The sequence below is a fragment of the Desulfovulcanus ferrireducens genome (assembly GCF_018704065.1).
GTDB lineage: Bacteria > Desulfobacterota > Desulfovibrionia > Desulfovibrionales > Desulfonatronovibrionaceae > Desulfovulcanus > Desulfovulcanus ferrireducens.
Window position 1 is genome coordinate 1 of record NZ_JAGUQP010000034.1, and the last position, 20,494, is coordinate 20,494.

The 20,494-nt window shown below is 39.4% G+C and carries 12 protein-coding genes and 1 pseudogene; 8 read left to right on the top strand and 5 right to left on the bottom strand.

The annotated features are described in order from the left end of the window. Positions 1-46 precede the first annotated feature (46 nt). Positions 47-634 carry a hypothetical protein gene (locus KFV02_RS10430; RefSeq protein ID WP_252381496.1) on the bottom strand — a complete coding sequence of 196 codons (588 nt, stop codon included), beginning with the start codon at positions 632-634 and terminating at the stop codon, positions 47-49. 372 nt (positions 635-1,006) lie between these two features. Between KFV02_RS10430 and KFV02_RS10435 the strand changes: the two genes are divergently transcribed. Both KFV02_RS10435 and KFV02_RS10440 read left to right on the top strand, forming a co-directional pair. Beyond that, complete coding sequence (locus KFV02_RS10435) at positions 1,007-2,236, top strand: ABC transporter substrate-binding protein (RefSeq protein ID WP_252381497.1); 1,230 nt, start codon at positions 1,007-1,009, stop codon at positions 2,234-2,236. Then, complete coding sequence (locus KFV02_RS10440) at positions 2,233-4,971, top strand: PAS domain S-box protein (protein WP_252381498.1); 2,739 nt, start codon at positions 2,233-2,235, stop codon at positions 4,969-4,971. Before KFV02_RS10435 ends, KFV02_RS10440 begins: the two co-directional genes overlap by 4 nt. A gap of 11 nt (positions 4,972-4,982) precedes the next feature. Here the strand turns inward: KFV02_RS10440 and acs are convergent, their stop codons facing one another. The 4 genes from acs to KFV02_RS10460 all read right to left on the bottom strand — a co-directional run bounded on the left by acs (position 4,983) and on the right by KFV02_RS10460 (position 10,988). After that, on the bottom strand, positions 4,983-7,088 hold the full coding sequence (gene acs / locus KFV02_RS10445; protein WP_252381499.1) for an acetate--CoA ligase alpha subunit: 2,106 nt from the start codon (positions 7,086-7,088) through the stop codon (positions 4,983-4,985). A gap of 207 nt (positions 7,089-7,295) precedes the next feature. After that, positions 7,296-8,219 carry a manganese-dependent inorganic pyrophosphatase gene (locus KFV02_RS10450; RefSeq protein WP_252381500.1) on the bottom strand — a complete coding sequence of 308 codons (924 nt, stop codon included), beginning with the start codon at positions 8,217-8,219 and terminating at the stop codon, positions 7,296-7,298. A gap of 889 nt (positions 8,220-9,108) precedes the next feature. After that, complete coding sequence (locus KFV02_RS10455) at positions 9,109-9,573, bottom strand: ACT domain-containing protein (protein ID WP_252381501.1); 465 nt, start codon at positions 9,571-9,573, stop codon at positions 9,109-9,111. Between the two features lie 104 nt (positions 9,574-9,677). Beyond that, positions 9,678-10,988 carry a phenylacetate--CoA ligase family protein gene (locus KFV02_RS10460; protein WP_252381502.1) on the bottom strand — a complete coding sequence of 437 codons (1,311 nt, stop codon included), beginning with the start codon at positions 10,986-10,988 and terminating at the stop codon, positions 9,678-9,680. Positions 10,989-11,458: 470 nt separating this feature from the next. Between KFV02_RS10460 and murA the strand changes: the two genes are divergently transcribed. From murA to KFV02_RS10490, 6 genes and pseudogenes are all read left to right on the top strand, one after another. Further along, positions 11,459-12,709: a UDP-N-acetylglucosamine 1-carboxyvinyltransferase gene (gene murA / locus KFV02_RS10465; RefSeq protein WP_252381503.1), complete on the top strand. Its 1,251-nt coding sequence runs from the start codon at positions 11,459-11,461 to the stop codon at positions 12,707-12,709. Between the two features lie 307 nt (positions 12,710-13,016). Beyond that, positions 13,017-14,663: a methyl-accepting chemotaxis protein gene (locus tag KFV02_RS10470; RefSeq protein WP_252381504.1), complete on the top strand. Its 1,647-nt coding sequence runs from the start codon at positions 13,017-13,019 to the stop codon at positions 14,661-14,663. A gap of 442 nt (positions 14,664-15,105) precedes the next feature. After that, positions 15,106-15,570: a cytochrome c family protein gene (locus KFV02_RS10475; RefSeq protein ID WP_252381505.1), complete on the top strand. Its 465-nt coding sequence runs from the start codon at positions 15,106-15,108 to the stop codon at positions 15,568-15,570. 68 nt (positions 15,571-15,638) lie between these two features. Next, a complete protein-coding gene (locus KFV02_RS10480) occupies positions 15,639-17,339 on the top strand; it encodes a methyl-accepting chemotaxis protein (RefSeq protein ID WP_252381506.1) in 1,701 nt (566 codons plus the stop codon). A 69-nt stretch (positions 17,340-17,408) separates the two neighbouring features. Next, a pseudogene (locus KFV02_RS10485) lies at positions 17,409-18,509 on the top strand (Cache 3/Cache 2 fusion domain-containing protein); the annotation flags it as partial. Between the two features lie 171 nt (positions 18,510-18,680). After that, complete coding sequence (locus KFV02_RS10490) at positions 18,681-19,625, top strand: methyl-accepting chemotaxis protein (RefSeq protein ID WP_353617341.1); 945 nt, start codon at positions 18,681-18,683, stop codon at positions 19,623-19,625. Positions 19,626-20,494 lie beyond the last annotated feature (869 nt).

Below are 20,494 nucleotides of genomic sequence, written 5' to 3' on the forward strand. Positions count from 1 at the left end.
ACATGAACAAAATGAACAACGAAACAAATCGCCTAACTTATTGCCTTTATTGAAATATTTTTAACCGGACACTAGTGATGAGAGCAATAGCACTGTCAGGTTTTTGTTTGAGAAAGTCCTCCGTTATTTTTTCGGCTTCTGATAATTTACCCATCTGGATTAGAGTCTTACATTCATCTACTTTTTTCGACCAATTATTATCTGGATTTAAAGTCAGGGCAAGCTTTTGAATTAGAGAATTTACAGATATAGGCTTAACAATAACATTGTCTGCTCCCATTTCATATATTTGGATAATGTATTCTCGCTCAACCTCCACAGTCAAACAGATTATTTTGCAACGCTCTTTAAAAATATTTTTTAAAGTGTTTAATTGTAAAACATTGCTTTGTCCTTGAATATATGCTTCTATAAAAAAAATAATTTTATTATACTTAGTCAAAAGATCTTTGGCTTCGTCAATTGATTTGCGCAAGTTAGAGGAACGGAAGATAGTCCGATTGTCCAACCCAAGAAATTTAAAAGTAGCTATGATCGTTTTAAAAATCAAATGGTCTTCGGAGACGATCATAAGACAGCCTTTCTCTTCCTGGATAAAATGACGAACTATCTTATTGTATCTGTTTTGCTTCATTTTTTCGTCCTCTATCCATGCTTGAATTTAATTTTTATTTTTAACTTGAATTTTGAGATAAATAATGGCAAGTATAGAAAAAAATTATATTTTGATTAAAATTTTTCAATAATTTTTACAAAATTTAGCAGGTGTTCAGGTTAATTATTAGTTGGGGGTCTATCTATCAAAAAAATATCCCGTTGAAAATAAAGTAAATTTAAACTGATTGCATTGCTTGTCATATGTCCCTGCAAAATTTTTATCATCTGGAAGGGAGTGTTTATCAACTGTGACAGAATTTTCTAATTGAAACATGAATTAGGATAAAGTTTAATACGACAATACCGGCTTAAGTTTAAATTTAAGAATGGAAACTCAAAAGAGGAAAGTATGAGACAACTTTTTTGCACGATAATTTTTCTCTGTGCAACTTTCTGGTTGAATATATCTGTTCATGCGCGTGATATTTACCTGGGAATGTCCGGGGCCTTTACCGGTCCGACAAGGAGTTTGGGTATTGAGCTTTATCGTGGTTCAAAAGCCTACTTTGATTTTATTAATGATCAAGGTGGGGTAAATGGTAATAAAATTTACATTAAGGGTTATGATGACGGTTATAATCCTAATCCTGCACTCATAAATACTATTAACCTAGTGGAAAAGGACAAAGTTTTTTTACTTTTTGATTATGTAGGTACGCCGACAACTACCAGGATTTTACCTTTGTTGCAAAAGTATTCTTCAAAACATATTTATCTTTTTTGTCCCTTTACCGGCGCCAACCCCATGCGCCAGCCACCTTACAATAAGTTCGTGTATAACTTGCGAGCGTCCTACGACCAAGAGGTAACTGCTTTAGTGGATAATTTTGTCGCTTTAGGTATAAAAAAGTTCGGTGTTTTTTACCAGATTGATGCCTATGGTCGAGGGGGATGGCAGGGGATACGAAAAGCCTTGCACAAATATGGTCTTGAAGTAGAGGCAGAAGCTACTTATTCACGTGGAGCAAAGTTTACTGACTCCTTTGTTGAGCAGGTAAATAGTTTTCTTGAAAAGGATGTTGATGCCGTTATTTGTATCTCGGCTTATGCCGCAGCCGCAGGATTTATTCGTGATGCACGGGATCTTGGGCTCGATGTACCCATAGCCAACATATCTTTTGTAGATGCCGAGTCTCAAAGCGAGCTTTTGTTTGAGCTGGAGCAAAAAACTGGAAAAAACTATACTCAAAAGTTAGTCAATTCTCAGGTGGTTCCCTTTTATACGAAGAAGAATCTTCCCGCACTAAAAGAATACAAAATGTGTATGGAAAAATATCGTCCTACCATACCTAAAGAGTTTGATGATGGTAGCTATAACTGCAAAAAATTTGGGGCAGTCAGCTTTGAAGGTTTCTTAAATGCCAAACTTGTGGTCAAATTACTAGAGGCTTTGGGTAGTGAACCGGTGCGTGCCGAAATTCCAGAGGCCATGTGTAGATTAAACATGATTGATTTAGGGATAGATAGCATTGTTTTTTATACTTATTACTTTCAACAACCAATAGATAAAGTATATTTTATTACTTTTCAGAATGGGCAAATAAAGCCCCTTAAATCATTTAAGGAGCTCCTGAAATGATCATCTCTAAGTTGTTTAAAAAAGCCCTGGTCTATATTTTAGTCATATTTTTAATCATGGTTGCTTTGTCTTCGTTCTTTTCCGCCTATATCTTACGTAAAAACCTTATTTGTGAGTACATTACCAAGGCTAATGCCCTGGCTAACTCAATTTCAATGTCTTTGCCAGACGTTTTTTTAAAGAATGATATGGCAATTATTCAATCAATTATTGATCAATATCTCCAGGTAGAAGGAGTTGGATATGTATTTGTTCATGATGAAAATGGTAAGATTATGGCTCATACCTTTGTACCCAATGTTCCAGAAGAATTTATAACTCACCTAAAAGAGGCGCCTTTTTATTTTAACTCAACAGAAGGAGAACATAGAATTGTCACTATAAAAGATAAAAAGCATATAGATATACGTAAACCTGTATTAATGGGTAAGGCTGGCATTATCCACATTGGAATGGAATTGGACGTTATAAATAAGAAAATCATGTCATCTTTGGTTAAGATCCAGACTTTCAACTTGGTTATTTTTATTCTTAGTGTTGGTTTTATGTATATACTTATAGAACGCATATCCAACCCTCTGGTTAAACTGACAGATTATGCACATAGTTTAAGGCGCAGAAAATTTGATGTCCCTGTGACTGTAGATTCTGATGATGAGATTGGTGAGTTGGCTCGGACCATGCAGAGTATGGCTAGAGAATTGGCTAGTTTTGTTGGTGGATTACAACACGCGGTCAAAAATGCTACAGAAGAATTGCAGCAAGTTGTTTTATATATGAATGCTATTGTTGAAAATATTGCTGATGGACTTGCTGTAATAGATGAATCTGGAAAAATTTTCCATTATAATTCATCGTTTAAAGAAATGTTTAATATTAATAATGAACGTTTAATTGAGCAAGATATAAAAAAAATTATAGGAGTAGATTTGACAAAAAATTATGATTTTAATGATTCAAGTGAAGTAAAACGTCAAGAGTTTAATTATGTATCAGAAGGCGAAGTTAAATTTATTGAAGCTTGCATCTCGTCGGTGGATTTGGAATGTGGAAGAAATTTTATTATAATTTTTAGAGATATAACAAAAAGAAGAGAAACTGAAAATAAATTGAATAACCTATACCATGAAATGGAGATAAAAGTCAGGCAAAGGACTAAAGAGTTGGAAGAGACAAATGAAATATTAAAAGAAGAGATAAAAATAAGACATGAATATGAAAATATGCTTCAAGAGGAGAAAGAATTATTCAGTGTAACTCTAAGGAGTATTGGAGATGGTGTGGTAACAACCGATAAAGACTGTAAAATTGTCTTTTTAAATCGCGTTGCTGAGCAACTTCTACAAATAGATCAAGATGACATAAAAGGAAAAAATTTTGCTGATGTTGTCAAAATTAAAGATTATAACAAACATTTTTCTCCGCTTAAGGAAGCTTTAGAGTACGGTCGGATATTGGAACGTAAGCAAGAGGTCCTGCTGAATGCAAGGGGAGAAGAACTAAACATTGCCTTCAAAGTTGCACCCATTTATGACCGCCAGAGTCAAGTCCAGGGTGCAGTCATGGTTTTTCAGGATATTTCTGAGCTTATGCGTCTGGAAGAAGAGAGGATGCGCAAAGACAAGCTAGAGTCTATCGGCCTTTTAGCTGGTGGAATTGCCCACGATTTTAATAATAAATTAACAGCCATTTTAAACAATATTTTGATGGTCAAGATTGACTTGGACACCGAGAGCAAGAATTTCAAACGACTCGAAGATGCGTACAAAGCAACCCTACGGGCCCAGCAACTTACCCAGCAACTTTTAACCTTTTCCAAAGGGGGGGCGCCCATAAAAGAGACCACATCTGTTGACCAGTTGATTCAGGATGTAATCAACTTTACTCTTGCCGGTTCAAATATTGGTCGAGAAATAGATTTAGATCCCTTTCTTTGGCCGGCGGAGATTGACCCGGGACAGATTTCACAAGTCTTGGAAAATTTGGTTATTAACGCTATGCAGGCCATGCCTGAGGGAGGGATACTAAGAGTTCGAGCAGAAAATTTTGTGCTTCAAGACAAAACACTTCCGCTTCCACCCGGTAAGTATATACGCATTAGTGTTAAGGATACCGGTTCTGGCATTGACCCTGAGTACATGGATAAAATTTTTGATCCTTACTTTACGACCAAAGAAAAGGGAAGCGGACTTGGCCTTGCCAGTGCTTATTCTATTATTAATAATCATGATGGGTTTATTGACGTAATTTCTGAGCCAGGTAAGGGCACGGAGTTTATTATCTATCTTCCGGCCAGCGATGAGCAGTCGAAAGCAATCACAAAGCAGAAAACTGAATCTCATCTCACAAAAGGCCATGGCAGGATTCTGGTTATGGATGATGAACAGGAAATTCTGGATGTTATGGCCGATGCTCTTGAATTTTTAGGTTATGATGTTGATCTATCAAAGGATGGCCGTGAAATGCTGGAAAAATATAAACAGGCCATGTATAGAGGACAGAGTTATGATGTGGTAATTATGGATTTAACTGTTCCCGGAGGTATGGGTGGAAAAGAGGCTGTGAGTGAGCTTTTAAAGATTGATCCTAAGGCCAAGGCCATTGCTTCCAGTGGTTATTCCCAGGATCAGGTCATGGCCAAGTACAAGGAGTACGGTTTTGTGGGAGTTCTGGCTAAACCCTACACCATTGATGATGTGGCCCAGGTGATAAGTAAAATTTTAGGCATTGCCTGATTACATATTTCTTAAGCCAAAGTCATCCGCACGTCAGCCACGATAGCCCTTTCATTATTAACCAAAACAGGATTGAATTCTGCTTCAAAAATTTCCGGAAAGTCCATGGACAATTGGGACATGGTCAGAAGGATGTTTTCTAGCACCTGGAAGTTTATGGCTGGTTCTCCGCGAAAACCTTTGAGCAGCATGTAGGACTTGACTTCCCGAATCATGTTCCGGGCATCTTCCCTGGTCAAGGGGGCCAGGCGAAACGAAATATCTTTTAAGACTTCAACATAGATACCACCCAAACCGAACATGATTAGCGGACCAAACTGCTCGTCCCGCTTAAACCCGACAATGATTTCTTTACATCCTTTCGGAGCCATTTCCTGAACTAAACAACCTAAAATGTATGCGTCTCGCCTCAGTCGTTGTGCCCTGGCAGTGATCTCTAAAAAAGCATTGCGTACTTCTTTCTCATCTTCTAGCTCAACTTTAACTCCTCCCACGTCAGTTTTATGTGAGATGTCCGGGGAAGCAATTTTTAAAACTACGGGAAAACCAATTTGAGCAGCAAATTGACAAGCTTCATCACTTGAACGAGCAAGTAAGGTTTTTGGAATTGGTAGATTATATGATTTGAGAATTTCCTGTGCTTGAAACTCTACAATTTCATTTTGTCCCAAGTCTCTTGCCTTTTGGATGACCTTTTCTGCTTGGGCTTTATTTCTGGGCAACTCAACAGGGAGAGGGCAGGGATGTGTTTTCCACCGATAGTGCTTGTACATAGCCTCGATGCTTTTTATTGCTGGCTCAGGAAAGGCATAGCAGGGCACGCCACCATCTTGGAGAATTTTTTGGCCGACGGACACTCGATTTTTGCCCATAAAGCATGCAAAGATAGGCTTGTTTGCTTTATGAGCGATGTAAACAATACCTTTGCTGATTTCTTCGATCTCATCTGCAGCCTTTGAGGTGGGGCTAAGCAAAACCAGAATAGAATGGATATTTGGGTCTTCGACTAGTGTCTTGAGGGTCCTGATATACCTCTTGGCGCCTGCGTCTCCGATAATATCAATTGGATTATATAAAGATGCATAGGGAGGGAGAAACTCTTGCATTTTTTTTACAGTGGAAGGAGAGATAGAGGCCATGTGTAAAGATGACTTTTCACAGGCATCAGCTGCCATAATTCCAGGGCCACCAGAGTTGGTCAGGATGGCTAGATTGGCGCCTTGCGGCAGGGGCTGATTAGAAAAAGCCTGGGCCAGATTGAACAAGGTTTCAACATTGTGGGCCCTGATAATTCCGCTTTTTTGAAACGCTGCACTATAAGCTTGATCAGAACCGGCAATGGCTCCGGTGTGTGAAGAGGCTGCCTTTGCCCCGGCAGCTGTTGTTCCGGATTTGATAATTATAATTGGTTTTTTAAAGCTTACGTTTTGGGCTAGCTTGATAAATTTTGAACCGTCGCAGACATTTTCTATATAACCCAGAATGACCCTGGTATGATCATCCTGGCCTAGATAGGCAATCATGTCTGCCTCATCTAAAACAGCTTTGTTACCTAAACTGATGAATTTGGAAAAACCTATGTTTTCCCCAAAAGCCCAGTCCAGAATAGCCACGCATAAGGCACCTGACTGAGAAAAAAAGGCAATGTTTCCCTGTTTAGGCTGACCTGCTGCAAAAGACGCATTGACGAGTCCATGTGGGTTGATCATGCCCAAACAGTTAGGACCAAGTAGGGCTATATTATACTTGCGAGCAAGTTGAATTAACTTTTCTTCCAGATAGTATCCTTCTCTTCCAACTTCTTTAAACCCTGCGGTTATGACGATGGCAGCATTAGTTTTTATACGTCCCAGCTCTTCTATAGCTGAAATGACAAATTCTCTGGGAATACAAATTACAGCCAGGTCGAGTCCTTTAGGCAGGTCTTTGATATTTTTAGTTACCTTTAAGCCCAGGATTTCGTCAGCCTTTGGATTAACAGGGAAAATTTTTCCTTTAAATCCAGCTTCCAACATGTTTTGAGTAATGGAGTAACCGATTTTGCCAGGGGTGTTGGAAGCACCGACAATAGCTACTTGCCTGGGGTTAAAAAGGGGGTGTAAAAAATTTTCATTCATTTTGGGCTAAATTTATAGTTTTAGGTTTAATTTTTGAAAATCAAACTAGCGCATTCATGTCATCAATGCAACTTACATGAGAGCTTTAGAAAAAAGAGCCTTAATGAAGGCGCTTCGTTATGAATGACGGGTGTTGAATATGGTTTTATGCCAAAAAAAAATCCCGGCGCTGACCGGGATTTTTTTGGTAAATGATAAGTCTTTGACTTAGCCTGCGAAGGCTTTTTCAAAGTTAGGCACTACTTGTTTCTTACGGCTCATAACTCCTTCCAGCCATACAGAGTTGCCTTCCGGAGCTTTGCCAAAGGCCTTTTCTACCACGGAAACGTCATCAGATACAATAAGCATCTCAGAACCTTCTTTCATAATGTCTGTAAGCAGCAAGAAGACTGAGTGACGGCCACCTTCTTCTTTGGCCTTTTTCATTTCTTCGTAAAGGGCATCTTTGACTGGTTCTAAAATGGATAAATCAACGACTTCCAATTGACCGATTCCGACCTTGTTGCCACTCATATCAAAGTCTTTATAGTCTCTGAACAGCAGGTCTTTAGCAGGTGTACCTTCTACAGCAGATTTGACCTTGAACATTTCCATGCCTAGCCCCATAAGATCGTCTACGCCAGCGATTTTAGCCAAAGCTTCGGCAGCTTCCTTATCCTTGTCTGTACAGGTGGCGGACTTGAAGATGACTGTGTCACTTAAAATGGCGCAGAGCATGATGCCGGCGATATTTTTGGGTATTTCAACACCAAAAAAATCATACATAGATTTAATAACTGTACATGTGCAACCAACAGGCCAGATCCAGCACTCTAAGGGGTTGGGAGTAGTCACATCGCCTAATTTATGGTGGTCAATTATGCCCAGAATTTCAGCTTTTCCTAGATCATCCAGGCTTTGAGCCAGATCAGAATGGTCAACTAAGATTACCTGTTTGCCTTCACCGGAAGAAATGATTTCCGGAGCATCAAGACCGAACTTATCCAAAACAAATTTAGATTCAGGATTGAGTTCGCCCTGAGCAGCAGCAACTGCCTCTACTCCTAATTTGCTTTTTAAATCAGCGACAGCAATGGCAGCGCAGATAGAATCGCTATCCGGATTTTTGTGACCAAAAACATACACAGCCATGATTTACCTCCTAAAATTATATTAATTTTTTCCCTTAACAAGCATTGATTGTGCAAAATAGCACAAGTTTAAATGTCTGCCAAGTTAAAAATAAAAGATTTTCTTGAAAAAGGCCCCCTAATCTATTAATTTTTTGACATTTTTTGTCTCGGTAATCTTTGCTTGTGCAAAATAGCACAAGTTTGCATCCCTGCCAAGTCAAAAATAAGAGAATTTCTCGAAAAGTAGTCGAGGGTCAGATTTGGGCTAGTAGAGTCTGTGAGCAAACCCTATTTAAGAGGACAATTTTTCATAATTTTTTTCAATCCTGATTTCTAATCTGGTAGTCAAAATGGGGGTTGGCCACAGAGTCATACTAGTTTGGTAAATAATTTTTTGTGCGTGCATATCTATTCAGATCAGAGCTAAAAATATGGGATTGCTTGCTTGGAAATAGATTAAGGGGGGATTTATGATTGGAGATAGACCAGTGAACTCTATAGAGCCTGTGGGCAAACCCTATTTTAACTGCTGGTTGAAAGTCTTGGTTTCTGAAATGCATTACAAATGGCTTGGGTAACCCAATCTTAGTGATGCTTGCGGAAGAACAGAACATCGGGATGAATGGGCTAAATAGTTTGTATACTGACCATAACTATCGATAATAAAAGACTATTTGTTTACCCGAAGTATCCCATTATGCTCTGTCCGCAAGCAAGCTTTAGATGGGTCCAAGTCTTTGTACCAGCATGAAAGAAGCCAAGACTGAAATAAACCATGGAAAATGAGTTGATAAAAAGGTTAGGTCACAGGTTCTATAGTTGCAGGAGCATGGCATGCCATGCCCCTTTTCGACCAGCGTTTCTCGTCAGGCTTGTTTTTTAAAAAACAAATAGGGCTTATACTCTATTCAACTCATATCTCTTCCTTTTGTCACACTATCTTGCATACTATACAATTCTTTGCCCGGAACAATACGCACTCCATGTTCCTGGAAAATTTTAATGGCCTCATCAGTGCGGTCAAAACGGAAGATCAGAACAGCATTTTTGCCGTTTTGTTGCACAAAGGCATACATGTATTCGACATTGACCCCGTTTTCACTGAGTAGGGACAAAATTTTATGCAATCCACCCGGCTTATCTTCTACTTCTACTGCTACTACATTAGTCCGCCCAACTGTAAAACCGTCATCTTTCAGAGCTTTTTTGGCCTTTTCGTAGTCACTGACAATAAGGCGTAGGATACCGAAATCCGAGGTATCAGCCAGTGATAGGGCACGGATATTTATTCCTGCCTCAGCCAAAGTTTTGGTCACATCAGTCAATCTTCCTTCTCTATTTTCTAAGAAAACAGAGAGTTGCTCCACTTTCATTTTTTAACCCTCCATATAAGTTAATAGCTGATAAAAATTTAGTGTGAACATGAGTGAAAGAGAAAAGGCCAAGTGCTTTAGTCATATATTTAGCCTGTTTTAGTTCACTCTTCGCTTTTTTTTCTTCGGTCAATAAGACGTTTGGCTTTGCCCTCGGAGCGCGAAATTGTTTGCGGCTCAACCAATTTGATTCTGGCAGTGACACCAAGAAATTCTTTTATATTAGACTGGATTTTCTTTTCCAGCCTTTGCAGGTGCTTGATTTCATCAGAAAAGAGCTTTTCATCCACTTCCACTTGGATTTCGAGAGTATCCATGGTTCCTTCCCGATCTATTATCAATTGATAATGAGGAGCCAGTCCTTCGGTTTCTAATAAGATACTTTCAATTTGAGATGGAAAGACATTCACCCCGCGGATGATGAGCATATCATCACTACGTCCTTTTATCCTTTCAATTCTATAATGAGTTCGACCGCATTTGCAAGGAATAGGATTGATGCGGGTGATATCTCTGGTACGATAACGGATTAACGGTTGGGCCTCTTTTGTCAGGGTAGTTATAACCAATTCACCTATTTCACCCAGGGGCAGATTTTCTCCGGTTTCCGGATCGATAATTTCAGCAATAAAGTGGTCCTCCCATATATGCAAACCATCCTGAGCCGTATGACATTCAATGGCTACCCCTGGTCCCATTATTTCTGATAACCCATAAATATCAATGGCTTTTATGCCAAATTTGTTTTGTATTTCATTACGCATTTCTTCGGTCCAGGGTTCCGCCCCAAATATACCGATTCTGAGTTTTAAATCGCGGACATCAATGCCATTAGCAATGGCAGTCTCGTAAAGATAAAGGCTGTAGGATGGTGTACAGCAAAGCACTGTGGAACCAAAGTCGCGCATGAGCATGACTTGCCTTTTAGTTCCACCTCCGGAGATAGGGATAATTGTTGCCCCTAATACTTCTGCACCATAGTGGGCTCCCAGGCCACCGGTAAACAAGCCATAGCCATAGGCATTGTGGACAGTATCCGCTCTGGTCACCCCGGCAGCGACAAAGGACCTGGCCATTAAGTTGGCCCAATTATTTACATCGCGCTGTGTATATCCAACGACAGTAGCCTTGCCGGTAGTGCCTGAAGAAGCATGGACCCGAACCACATTTTCTTTGGGCACGGCAAAGAGACCAAAAGGATAGTTGTTTCGCAGATCCTGTTTTTCAGTGAAAGGAAGATATTTTAAATCGGATAGACTTTTAATATGCTCGGGTTTAATATTTAACTCAGAAAATTTTTGCCGATAAAAGGGAACATTATAATAAACTTTTTCCACAAGATACCGCAAACGTTTTAGCTGTAACTGCTCCAACTCATCCCGGGGTAGAGTTTCATTTTGAACGTCATAGATCATTTTTGCTCTCCTTTTCTTCGTTTTCTTGTTGATTTTCCTGCAAAAATTTTGTTTTTGCAGTAGTTTACGTTGTGATTAAAAAAAGTTATGTTCGGTGACAATTAGTCGCTGATGATTTTTTTGCCTGCAGATATGTCAAAACAACTCAAAATTCAATATACAAATTTATAAGAGCACGGTCTCATTCATTCAGTTCTATACGGAGATTGTGTAAAAAAATAAAGTAAAAACAGATAGTTATATTCAAGTAAGGAGGGTGTTGTCTTGTGAAGATAACAGGTCTTGAAAGGTTTTTCACCCAAGCCCGTTAAGGGTGATGTGTAAAATTTTAGATTTTGGATTATTTTAGAAGGACATTTGTTAATTTTTTGCTTGCTTAATCTGAGCGTTGAATTTTGAACTTATTTTAACTAGATGGGATTTATTGGCTCAGTAAACTTAGAAAACACAACAAACTCAAAAGTACGTAAATGAAAAAATTAATTATTGAAGGCGGCTTGCCTTTAAAGGGGAGAATAAGAATAAGCGGGTCAAAGAACGCGGCTTTACCCATTTTGCTGGCCTCAATTATGGTTGAGGATGGGGTGGAATTGAGTAATGTACCCAACTTAAGGGATATTAATACAACTATTAAGCTCTTGTCCCTGCTCGGATGTACTGTTGAACAAGAGCAGGAGCGGGTTAAGATAAAACCTCAAAAATTGCTTCCAGAAGCCCCTTATGACTTGGTGCGGACAATGCGGGCCTCAGTCCTTTGCTTGGGGCCACTATTGGGCATTTTGGGACAGGCAAAAGTTGCCCTTCCCGGAGGTTGTGCCATCGGAGCCAGACCGGTTGATTTGCACTTGCGCGCCTTGGAGCAAATGGGAGCAGAGTTTGAGCTGGAATCCGGCTACATCATTGGCCGGTGCCAGAAATTAAGAGGTGCACATATCCACTTTGATTTTCCAACTGTAGGAGGAACAGAAAACCTACTTATGGCCGCCTGTCTGGCTGAAGGGGAGACAATATTGGAAAATGCAGCCAGAGAACCAGAGGTGGTTGATCTGGCCAATTTTTTAAACAAATGCGGGGCCAAAATATCTGGACATGGAACAAGTATAATCAGAATTCAGGGAGTATCCAGGCTGTCTAGCTGCAAATACAGGATCATGCCTGATCGTATTGAAGCTGGTACCTATATGGTTGCAGCAGCTATAACCGATGGAGAGCTTTTCCTGGAGGAATGTCCATTTAATGAATTGGATGCAGTAGTCTATAAATTGAGAGAAATGGGGGTTTGGATTCAGGAAGGCAAAAGTGGAGTACTGGTCCGTAGGTTCGCTCCTTTAAGCGGTGCAGATATTGTTACCCTTCCTTTTCCTGGTTTTCCTACGGATATGCAGGCTCAGATTATGGCTTTAATGAGTATTGCCGAAGGGTCTAGCATGGTCAAAGAAACCATTTTTGAAAACCGGTTTATGCATGTTCTGGAATTGGTCAGGCTGGGTGCTAAAATAAAATTAAGTGGACAAAGTGCTATTGTCCGCGGAGTTAAGGAGTTAATTGGCGCCCCAGTCATGGCTTCGGATCTGCGCGCCAGTGCCTGCCTGGTCTTGGCCGGGCTGGTAGCCAAAGGACGGACAGAAGTGCACAGGATATACCATCTGGACAGAGGATACGAAAAAATGGAGGAAAAACTTTCCTTAGTTGGGGCGCGTATTTGGAGAGAAGAAGCTTAAAAAGTTTATCGTGAAATATCTCATTTCTTTGTAAGGGTCGCCCTACCAGAATGTTAGCTTTTTTGTAGTTGTTCGATATTTTTCATTTTGTCCTTGACAACAATAATCATCCTTGGATTATTGGCATTTTAATCGTACTGGAAAAGTTGGATCCCCAAAGGCTTGCCTAGATAATTTTGAGTTACGAATTATTTTCTGACACATTATATTAGGCTAAAAATATATTTATTTTTTCGATTTTTTGGGTAAAAATTTATAGAATAAATGTTTAACCAATTTTTAAAAGTATAATTAGAGGAGCATCCGTATGAATTTGAAAATTAAGCACAAATTTTTACTAGTCATGTTGGTTATTTTTTCCATACCGCTTTTTATGTTTGTCGCCACCTCTTTTATCAACTCCAAACAAAAAAGTGACGGACTGGTGATCAATTTAGCCGGAAGGCAGAGGATGCTAACCCAGAAGATGAGTAAAGAGATTCTGCATATTGTTTACAATATGAAAGAAGCAGGGCGTGTGGACAAATCTCATGTAAGATCCCTCAAAAATACTATTGAGCTTTTTGATATTACTTTGACTAGTCTAATCGAGTCTGGACCTGCTCCGGTCACTTTGGATCCTGATGGTGAGAAAAGGATGCTCCCCTCGGCTAAAGAGCCTGTAGCCAGTCAGCTAAAACAAGTTAAACAATTATGGATGCCGTTTAAAAAAGAGTTGCAGAAGGCCTTAAAGACATATGATCCAAATGCGGTTCAATATATTTTAAAAAATAATATTCCCTTGTTAAAAGCCATGAACAAGGCGGTAGGTTTGATGCAGGATCAGGCAGAGAAAAAAGTAAAGCTTTTGTTTTATGTTGAAGTCCTGGGACTGTGTTTGGGCATTTTAATAATACTCTTTACCTGGTTCTGGATCAATAAGTCAATTTCAGGACCTATTACTCTGGTAGTTGAGTTCGCACAAAAGATGGCCAATGGAGACTTTACCCAACAACTATCCATCAAGCAAAGAGATGAATTAGGCGACTTGGCCGAAGCCTTGAATGAAATGGCCAAAAAATTACGCAATATATTTAATAACGTCATTCAAGGGGTGCAGACTCTGACTTCTTCTTCTACTGACCTTTCTTCTATATCCACCATGCTTTCTTCTGCAGCCGGACAGACTTCTGAGAAAGCACAAATGGTGGCTGCAGCAGCAGAAGAGTTAAGTGCAAATATGTCTACTTTAGCTACCTCCATGGAGCATGCCTCAAACAATATAACCACTGTGGCCACGGGTACAGAGGAGATGAGTGTAACAATAGATCAGATAGCCCAAAATACTGATAGGGCCAGAGAAATCACCACGAAGGCAGTGGAACAGGCCCAGACAACATCTAGCAACGTGGGAGAGTTGGGTAAAGCAGCTCAAAAAATCGGAGAAGTTATCGACACTATCAATATGATTTCTAACCAGACCAATCTGTTGGCTCTTAATGCGACCATAGAGGCTGCACGGGCAGGCGAGGCAGGTAAAGGATTTGCTGTAGTGGCCAACGAAATTAAAGACCTGGCCAGACAGACCTCTGAGGCTACTGAAGATATAAATCAGAGAATTCATGCTATTCAGGAGTCAACCAATAATGCAGTGGACGACATTGAACAGATTTTAATGGTAATCAATGAAGTAAACGAGATAGTCTCGACCATAGCCGCAGCTGTCCAGGAGCAAACTACCACGACCAAAGACATGGCTGAAAATATCAGTCAGGCTGCGACAGGCATTCAGGAAATTAATGAAAACGTGGCACAGAGTTCGTCTGTTTCCGGTGAAATCGCAAGGGATATATCTGACGTGTATAGCCGGGCCGAGGAAATAGATAATAGTAGCAGTCAGCTCAAGAACAGTTCTGAAAAGTTGCTTGATTTGGCAGAAAATTTACGGACATTGATCGAAAAATTTAAAATATAAATCAGACCAGCCAAGATTTTCTATGTCTCTTTTGTAAAAAATTACTTCCTAAGATGCGCCTGCAAAAAGGGATTTTTTGCAGGCAATGTTGAATTTTGAATGATGAATGTTGAATTATTTGAATAGGTTACAAGATGGAGATGTTTATCAAAACTGTAAAATTTTAATTATTGCAGTTGCATCTCCTAAGTTGAGTGATTTTTTATTTGGCTTTGTATTAAACACATTGGAATAAAAGTACACTTTGAGCCAGCGATTTTAACCCAATGGGAGAGATTGCCACGGGCAGCTTCGCTGCCCTCGCAATGACAATCTCGCCCTTGTCATTGCGAGCGAAAAAAAGTGGAGCGAAGAACCTCAAACGTTAAACTGCAAAAAAATCGCTCAACTTAGGTGGTTTTTAGTTCATTAAATTTTGATTACGATAAGAGGGGCTTTTATAATGAGAAGAAAAGCGAAACTTTTTTTCATAAGCTTGGTTGTACTTGCTTTGCCTGCTGTTACCTGTTTTGCCCAAAATAATTCTTATGTAGGTTCGGCCAAATGTGGGGAATGCCACGAAGATGAATATAATAAATTTACTACTTATTCTAAAAAAGCCAAGTCCTGGAAAAGTATAAAGATCATGGCCTCAGACTTAACTTCTGAAGAAATTGAAGGATGTTATCAATGTCATACAACCGGGCACGGCCAACCAGGAGGATTTGTCAATATAGAACAAACCCCTCATCTTGCTGATGTAGGTTGTGAGACCTGTCATGGCCCGGGCAAGGCCCATATAGAGGCTGATGGTGACCCGGAACTTATCAAAAGGGATTTAACAGAGAAGGACTGTACTCGCTGTCATAATCAAGAACGGGTACAGACATTTGATTTCCGGCCTTTGATTTGTGCAGGGGCACACTAATATCAATGATAAAACGAAGATGAGAAGATAGTAAGTTAAGAAAGTTAAATAAAGTTGAACAGTTAACTTTGAACTTGAATAATAAAAAAGGAACTATGATGTTTGGCTTCATAAAGCAAAGCCTCAATGTAAAAATTTTACTCTTGATTAGTGTGATGTCACTGTTGGTATTTTCCGCATTGATAACTTTTATAACATATCGACAAAAGGCTGCTTTAATAAATCAAATTAGCTTGTCCTGTACCCAAGAAGCTGAATTAATGAAGCTGGCCATTGAAAAACCTATGGTTGTCGGTGATGATAAAGGTACCAAACATGAATTTAAAACACTTGCTCAAAAAGACAAAAAAACTTCTATTTATTTAACTAACTATAAAGGCAACATAACTTACAGTACAAACCCTGATGCAGTTCGCAAAGATTTTATTTCCCTTTACCCCCAAAAGGATATCACCGGTCTAGTTGCCTCTGGCCTAAAAGAAATTAAGCAATCTAGCCTTATGACACGAGTTAAGAATCAAGACTATTTCATTAAAACTATAACCATAAAAAATGAGCCAAGCTGCTATCATTGTCATGGAACGACTCAACCTATTCTAGGTGAGATGATTGTTATGCAGGATATAACTGATACCATGACCAATATTCAAAACCAATTATATGAAATCGTAGTCATTTCTCTGGCGGGACTTTTTCTTTTAATAGCGGTCATCTGGTTTTTTATTAAAAAAGTGGTTGTCAATCCGATCACAAACGTTGCAAACGCATTAAAAGAGATAGCTCAAGGTGAGGGAGACCTTACAGCACGTATTAAAGTTCACAGTCAGGATGAGATAGGAAGATTAGCCCAGTACTTTAATGGATTTGTGGAGAATCTCCAAACAATGATTAAAGATATTGTCGGTAACACTCGGACTTTAAATTCCTCATCTACAAATTTGTCTCAACTTTCTGTACAGATTTCCTCTGAAACTGAAAATATGTTAAATAAATCAAATACGGTAGCTGCTGCCTCTGAAGAAGTAAGCTCTAATATGAACTCTGTAGCCGCAGCCATGGAGCAAGCTTCTACAAATATAAGTTTGATTGCTACTGCTGCTCAACAGATGTCTGAAGCTATTAATGAGGTTGTTGAGCAGACAGATAAAACACGGACAATTACCTCCCAGGCCGTTTTGCAAGCTGAAAGTGCATCCGGGAAAATAGAAAAGCTGGGCAGGGCGGCCCAGGAAATTACTACTATCACCGATACCATCAAGGCCATTTCTGAACAAACCAATCTTCTGGCTCTAAACGCCACTATTGAGGCTGCACGTGCGGGAGATGCCGGTAAAGGATTCGCTGTTGTTGCCAATGAGATTAAAGAGTTGGCTAAACAGACAGCTGCCTCCAGTGAAGAGATTAAAAACAAGATTGAGGGCATTCAGGCTTCAACTAAAGGAACGGTTTCAGAAGTTGTTGAAATTTCACAAGTTATTAAAGAGGTGAACGAGGTTGTTTCGTCCATTGTAGAAGCTTTAGATAAACAGGCTGTGACTACTAATGAGATAGCCTCTAATGTTTCCGAAGCCTCTTTGGGTGTTCAAGAAGTAACGGAAAATGTAGCCAAAAGTTCTGTAGCTTCTTCAGAAATCTCCAATGAGATAACCGAAGTGAATCAAGCAACGAATAAGTTGTCTGATATGAGTGCACAGGTAAATTTAAGCGCTAAAGAGCTTCTAAACTTAGCTAGAAAGTTAGATGAGCTTGTAGGAAGATTTAAGATATAGCCAATAGGGAGAAGCAGTATGCTCACAAAAGTAAAATTTACGACTAAGCTGTTTGTTGGCGTATTGTTGATGTTTCTGGTGGCACTACTTAGTGTCAGTCTGATTAATTTTTATCAAGTTAAAAACAATCTTTTCCGGATGGGTGCATCGTCTCTTAAGTCTATTTCTCAGACTGTTTATAATACACTAAAAATGCAAAATGATCTGACTCAGGAAAAGTTAAAAACAGACTTGGCTTTAATGGATAAAGATTTAAGCCTGTTGGGAGATGTGTATCTGGATAAAAGCCGGATGATAAGCATGACTATTGTCAATCAGGTGACCAAGCAAAAGGAAGATGTTTTTATCCCGACTTTGAAAATAGGTCAGATGGTCATTAATGATAACTTTGAAGTTGTGGACAAAATAAAACAGCTTGTGGGCGGTACAGCAACCATTTTTCAAGTTTTGCCCGGAAAACTTTTGCGTGTTTCAACCAATGTGAGAAGGTTAGATGGTTCACGGGCTGTGGGCACTTATATCCCTTCAGATAGTCCGGTTTATAAAACTGTTATGAGCGGAGAGACTTTTTATGGTCGTGCATATGTAGTAAATGATTGGTACCTTACTGCCTATAAACCTCTTCGTGATAATACCGGCCAGATCGTTGCTGTTATTTACGTGGGCCGAAAAGTTTTAACCCCTTAGCTAAAGTCTTTTATCCTTGATACAACCGCAAGTTGTGAAGGCACAGTTTATGCCTACAATTCCAAGGGCACGATTCTTATCCATCCCGATACAAAATTGCAGGGAAAAAATATCTTTTCACTTTCTTTTGGCAATGCCTTTTCCAAAAACAAAAACGGTTTAATCGAGTATGAGGATAATGGACTGAAAAAAGTCAGTTTTATTCGTTATTATAAGCCATGGGATTGGTACTTAGGTGTGGAACTGACTCGGTCTCAAATGCTTCAGGGACTTGGTAAAAAAATAGTTCTCAGCAACATTATTGTTTTATTGGGTGCATTAGGAATTGGCTCACTCTTATTATGGTTCATCATGCGCACTATCATTAAGCCTTTAAACATTTTGGCAAAACAAAGCGAGCAGATAGCTCAGGGCGATTTTCAGGTTCAATTTTCCTATGAGGCAGATGACGCTATTGGCAATCTTACCCGTTCTTTTAAAGTAATGATTGAGAAATTTACGGCTATGCTCAAGGAGATTGCAGATGGCGTTGGTTCGTTATCTTCCTCTTCCTCGGAACTAACTTTAATTGCTGAGGAAATAAACAAAAATGCAGAGCAGACATCCTCCCGGGTTAATCTTGCTGCAACCGCTGCTGAGGAGATGAGCGTCAATATGAATTCTGTTGCCGCGGCTATGGAACAGGCTTCAACCAATATAAATACTGTGGCCACAGCATCTGAAGAGATTAGTTCAACCATTTCTGATATAGCCCAGAAAACTTCCAAAGCCCAAAATGTGGCCAACAGTGCGGTGGCCAAAGCTTCAGAGGCTTCGGAGCGAGTGAATGAGCTTGGTCAGGCAGCCAGTGAGATTGACAAGGTTACAGAAACCATTACGGCTATTGCATCACAGACCAACTTGTTAGCTCTAAACGCTACCATTGAGGCGGCTCGGGCAGGTGAGGCCGGAAAAGGATTTGCCGTGGTGGCCAATGAGATCAAAGAGCTTGCCCAGCAGACAGCCAAAGCTACTGAGGAAATTAAGCTTAAAATACTTAGCATCCAGCAAGCTACTGGTATGACTGTTCAGGAGATTGAGGATATAAGCGCAGTAATTAAAGATATTGACGAGATCATAACGAGCATTGCTGCAGCAGTTGAAGATCAATCTGTCACTACTAAAGAAATTGCCAATAATATTGGCGAAGCAGCAGTGGGTATTTCCGAAGTGACTGAAAATGTAGCTGAAAGCTCCTCAACAGCCGAAACCATTGCCAGGGATATCGCTGAGATAAATAGTGCAACCTCAGCCATGATTACTTCTAGCAGCAATGTTCTTTCATTTAGTCAAAATCTTTTAGCTCTAGCTGATAGATTGAATCAGTTGGTCAAACAATATCAGTTAGCTAGAGGTGAAGAACTAGAATGCGAACTACTGAAAAAATGTGGCTTTTTTAAAAAATACGCAGGCTCTAATGAGATTTTGCTCAAAGGTTTTATTAATACATATTGCAAAGGGACAAAAATGGATGAGTGCGAGCGTAAAAAATATCGCAAAAAACATGGAACTCCTCCTCCTGACGATATGATGCCCAATGGAAAGATGAGAAATGAATAGCTAATCAGCAGAAATAGGGGCGGTTCGCGAACTGCCCCTCCAACCGCCAAACCGTTTACCTTTTTCACTCCCCAAGCCTTCCCTTATGAGTCTGTGGCCAAACCCTACTTAAGGGGACAATTTTTCATATTTTTTTTTCAATCCTGATTTCTTTCAAGCTGGTGCAAATGCCTGGACCCATCTAAGGCTTGCTTGCGGGCAGAGCATAATGGTCCACTTGGGATAAATGAACATCTTTTTATTGTCGATAGTTATGGCAAATAGTCCCAAATATTTACCTTTGTCACCCCGATGCTCTGCTTGTCCGCAAGCTTTGCCAAGATGGCTTACCCTGCCCTTTGCAATGCTTTCAAGAAACCAGGATTTCTAATCTGGTAGTAAAAATGGGGTTTGGCCACAGACTCTTCTAACCTCTCCACAACATCATATTTCATTTTCCCATTTTTAGAACCTTCTCTTCCCTGGTCGTCACTTTTTTGCCAAAAAGTTGATAAAATTATTTTAAATTATGTTTATATTTTTTAAGAAAAAAAACAAATGCGTACTGACAAGGTGTTACAAAAAATGAGATAATATCAAAAAACACCTTACTATCAACTTTTCTAATAGATTAAAAAAGTAGTTATTTAAAAGGACGATTAACGACTCTTATTTATGTATTTTTTCTATTTATATTGTCTATTTGAATAAAAAAAAATGATTTGACTTTTCAGACGCTAAAGATGTTTAGGCAATGAAAGATAAAATGATCAAGCCGGTTACAATTTGGTAATTCCATTCTTTTTTGTTAATTTAAGGAGGTAAAGATGGCCAAGGTAGGAGTGTATGTATGTCATTGCGGCACGAACATCGCTGGAGTGGTTGATGTT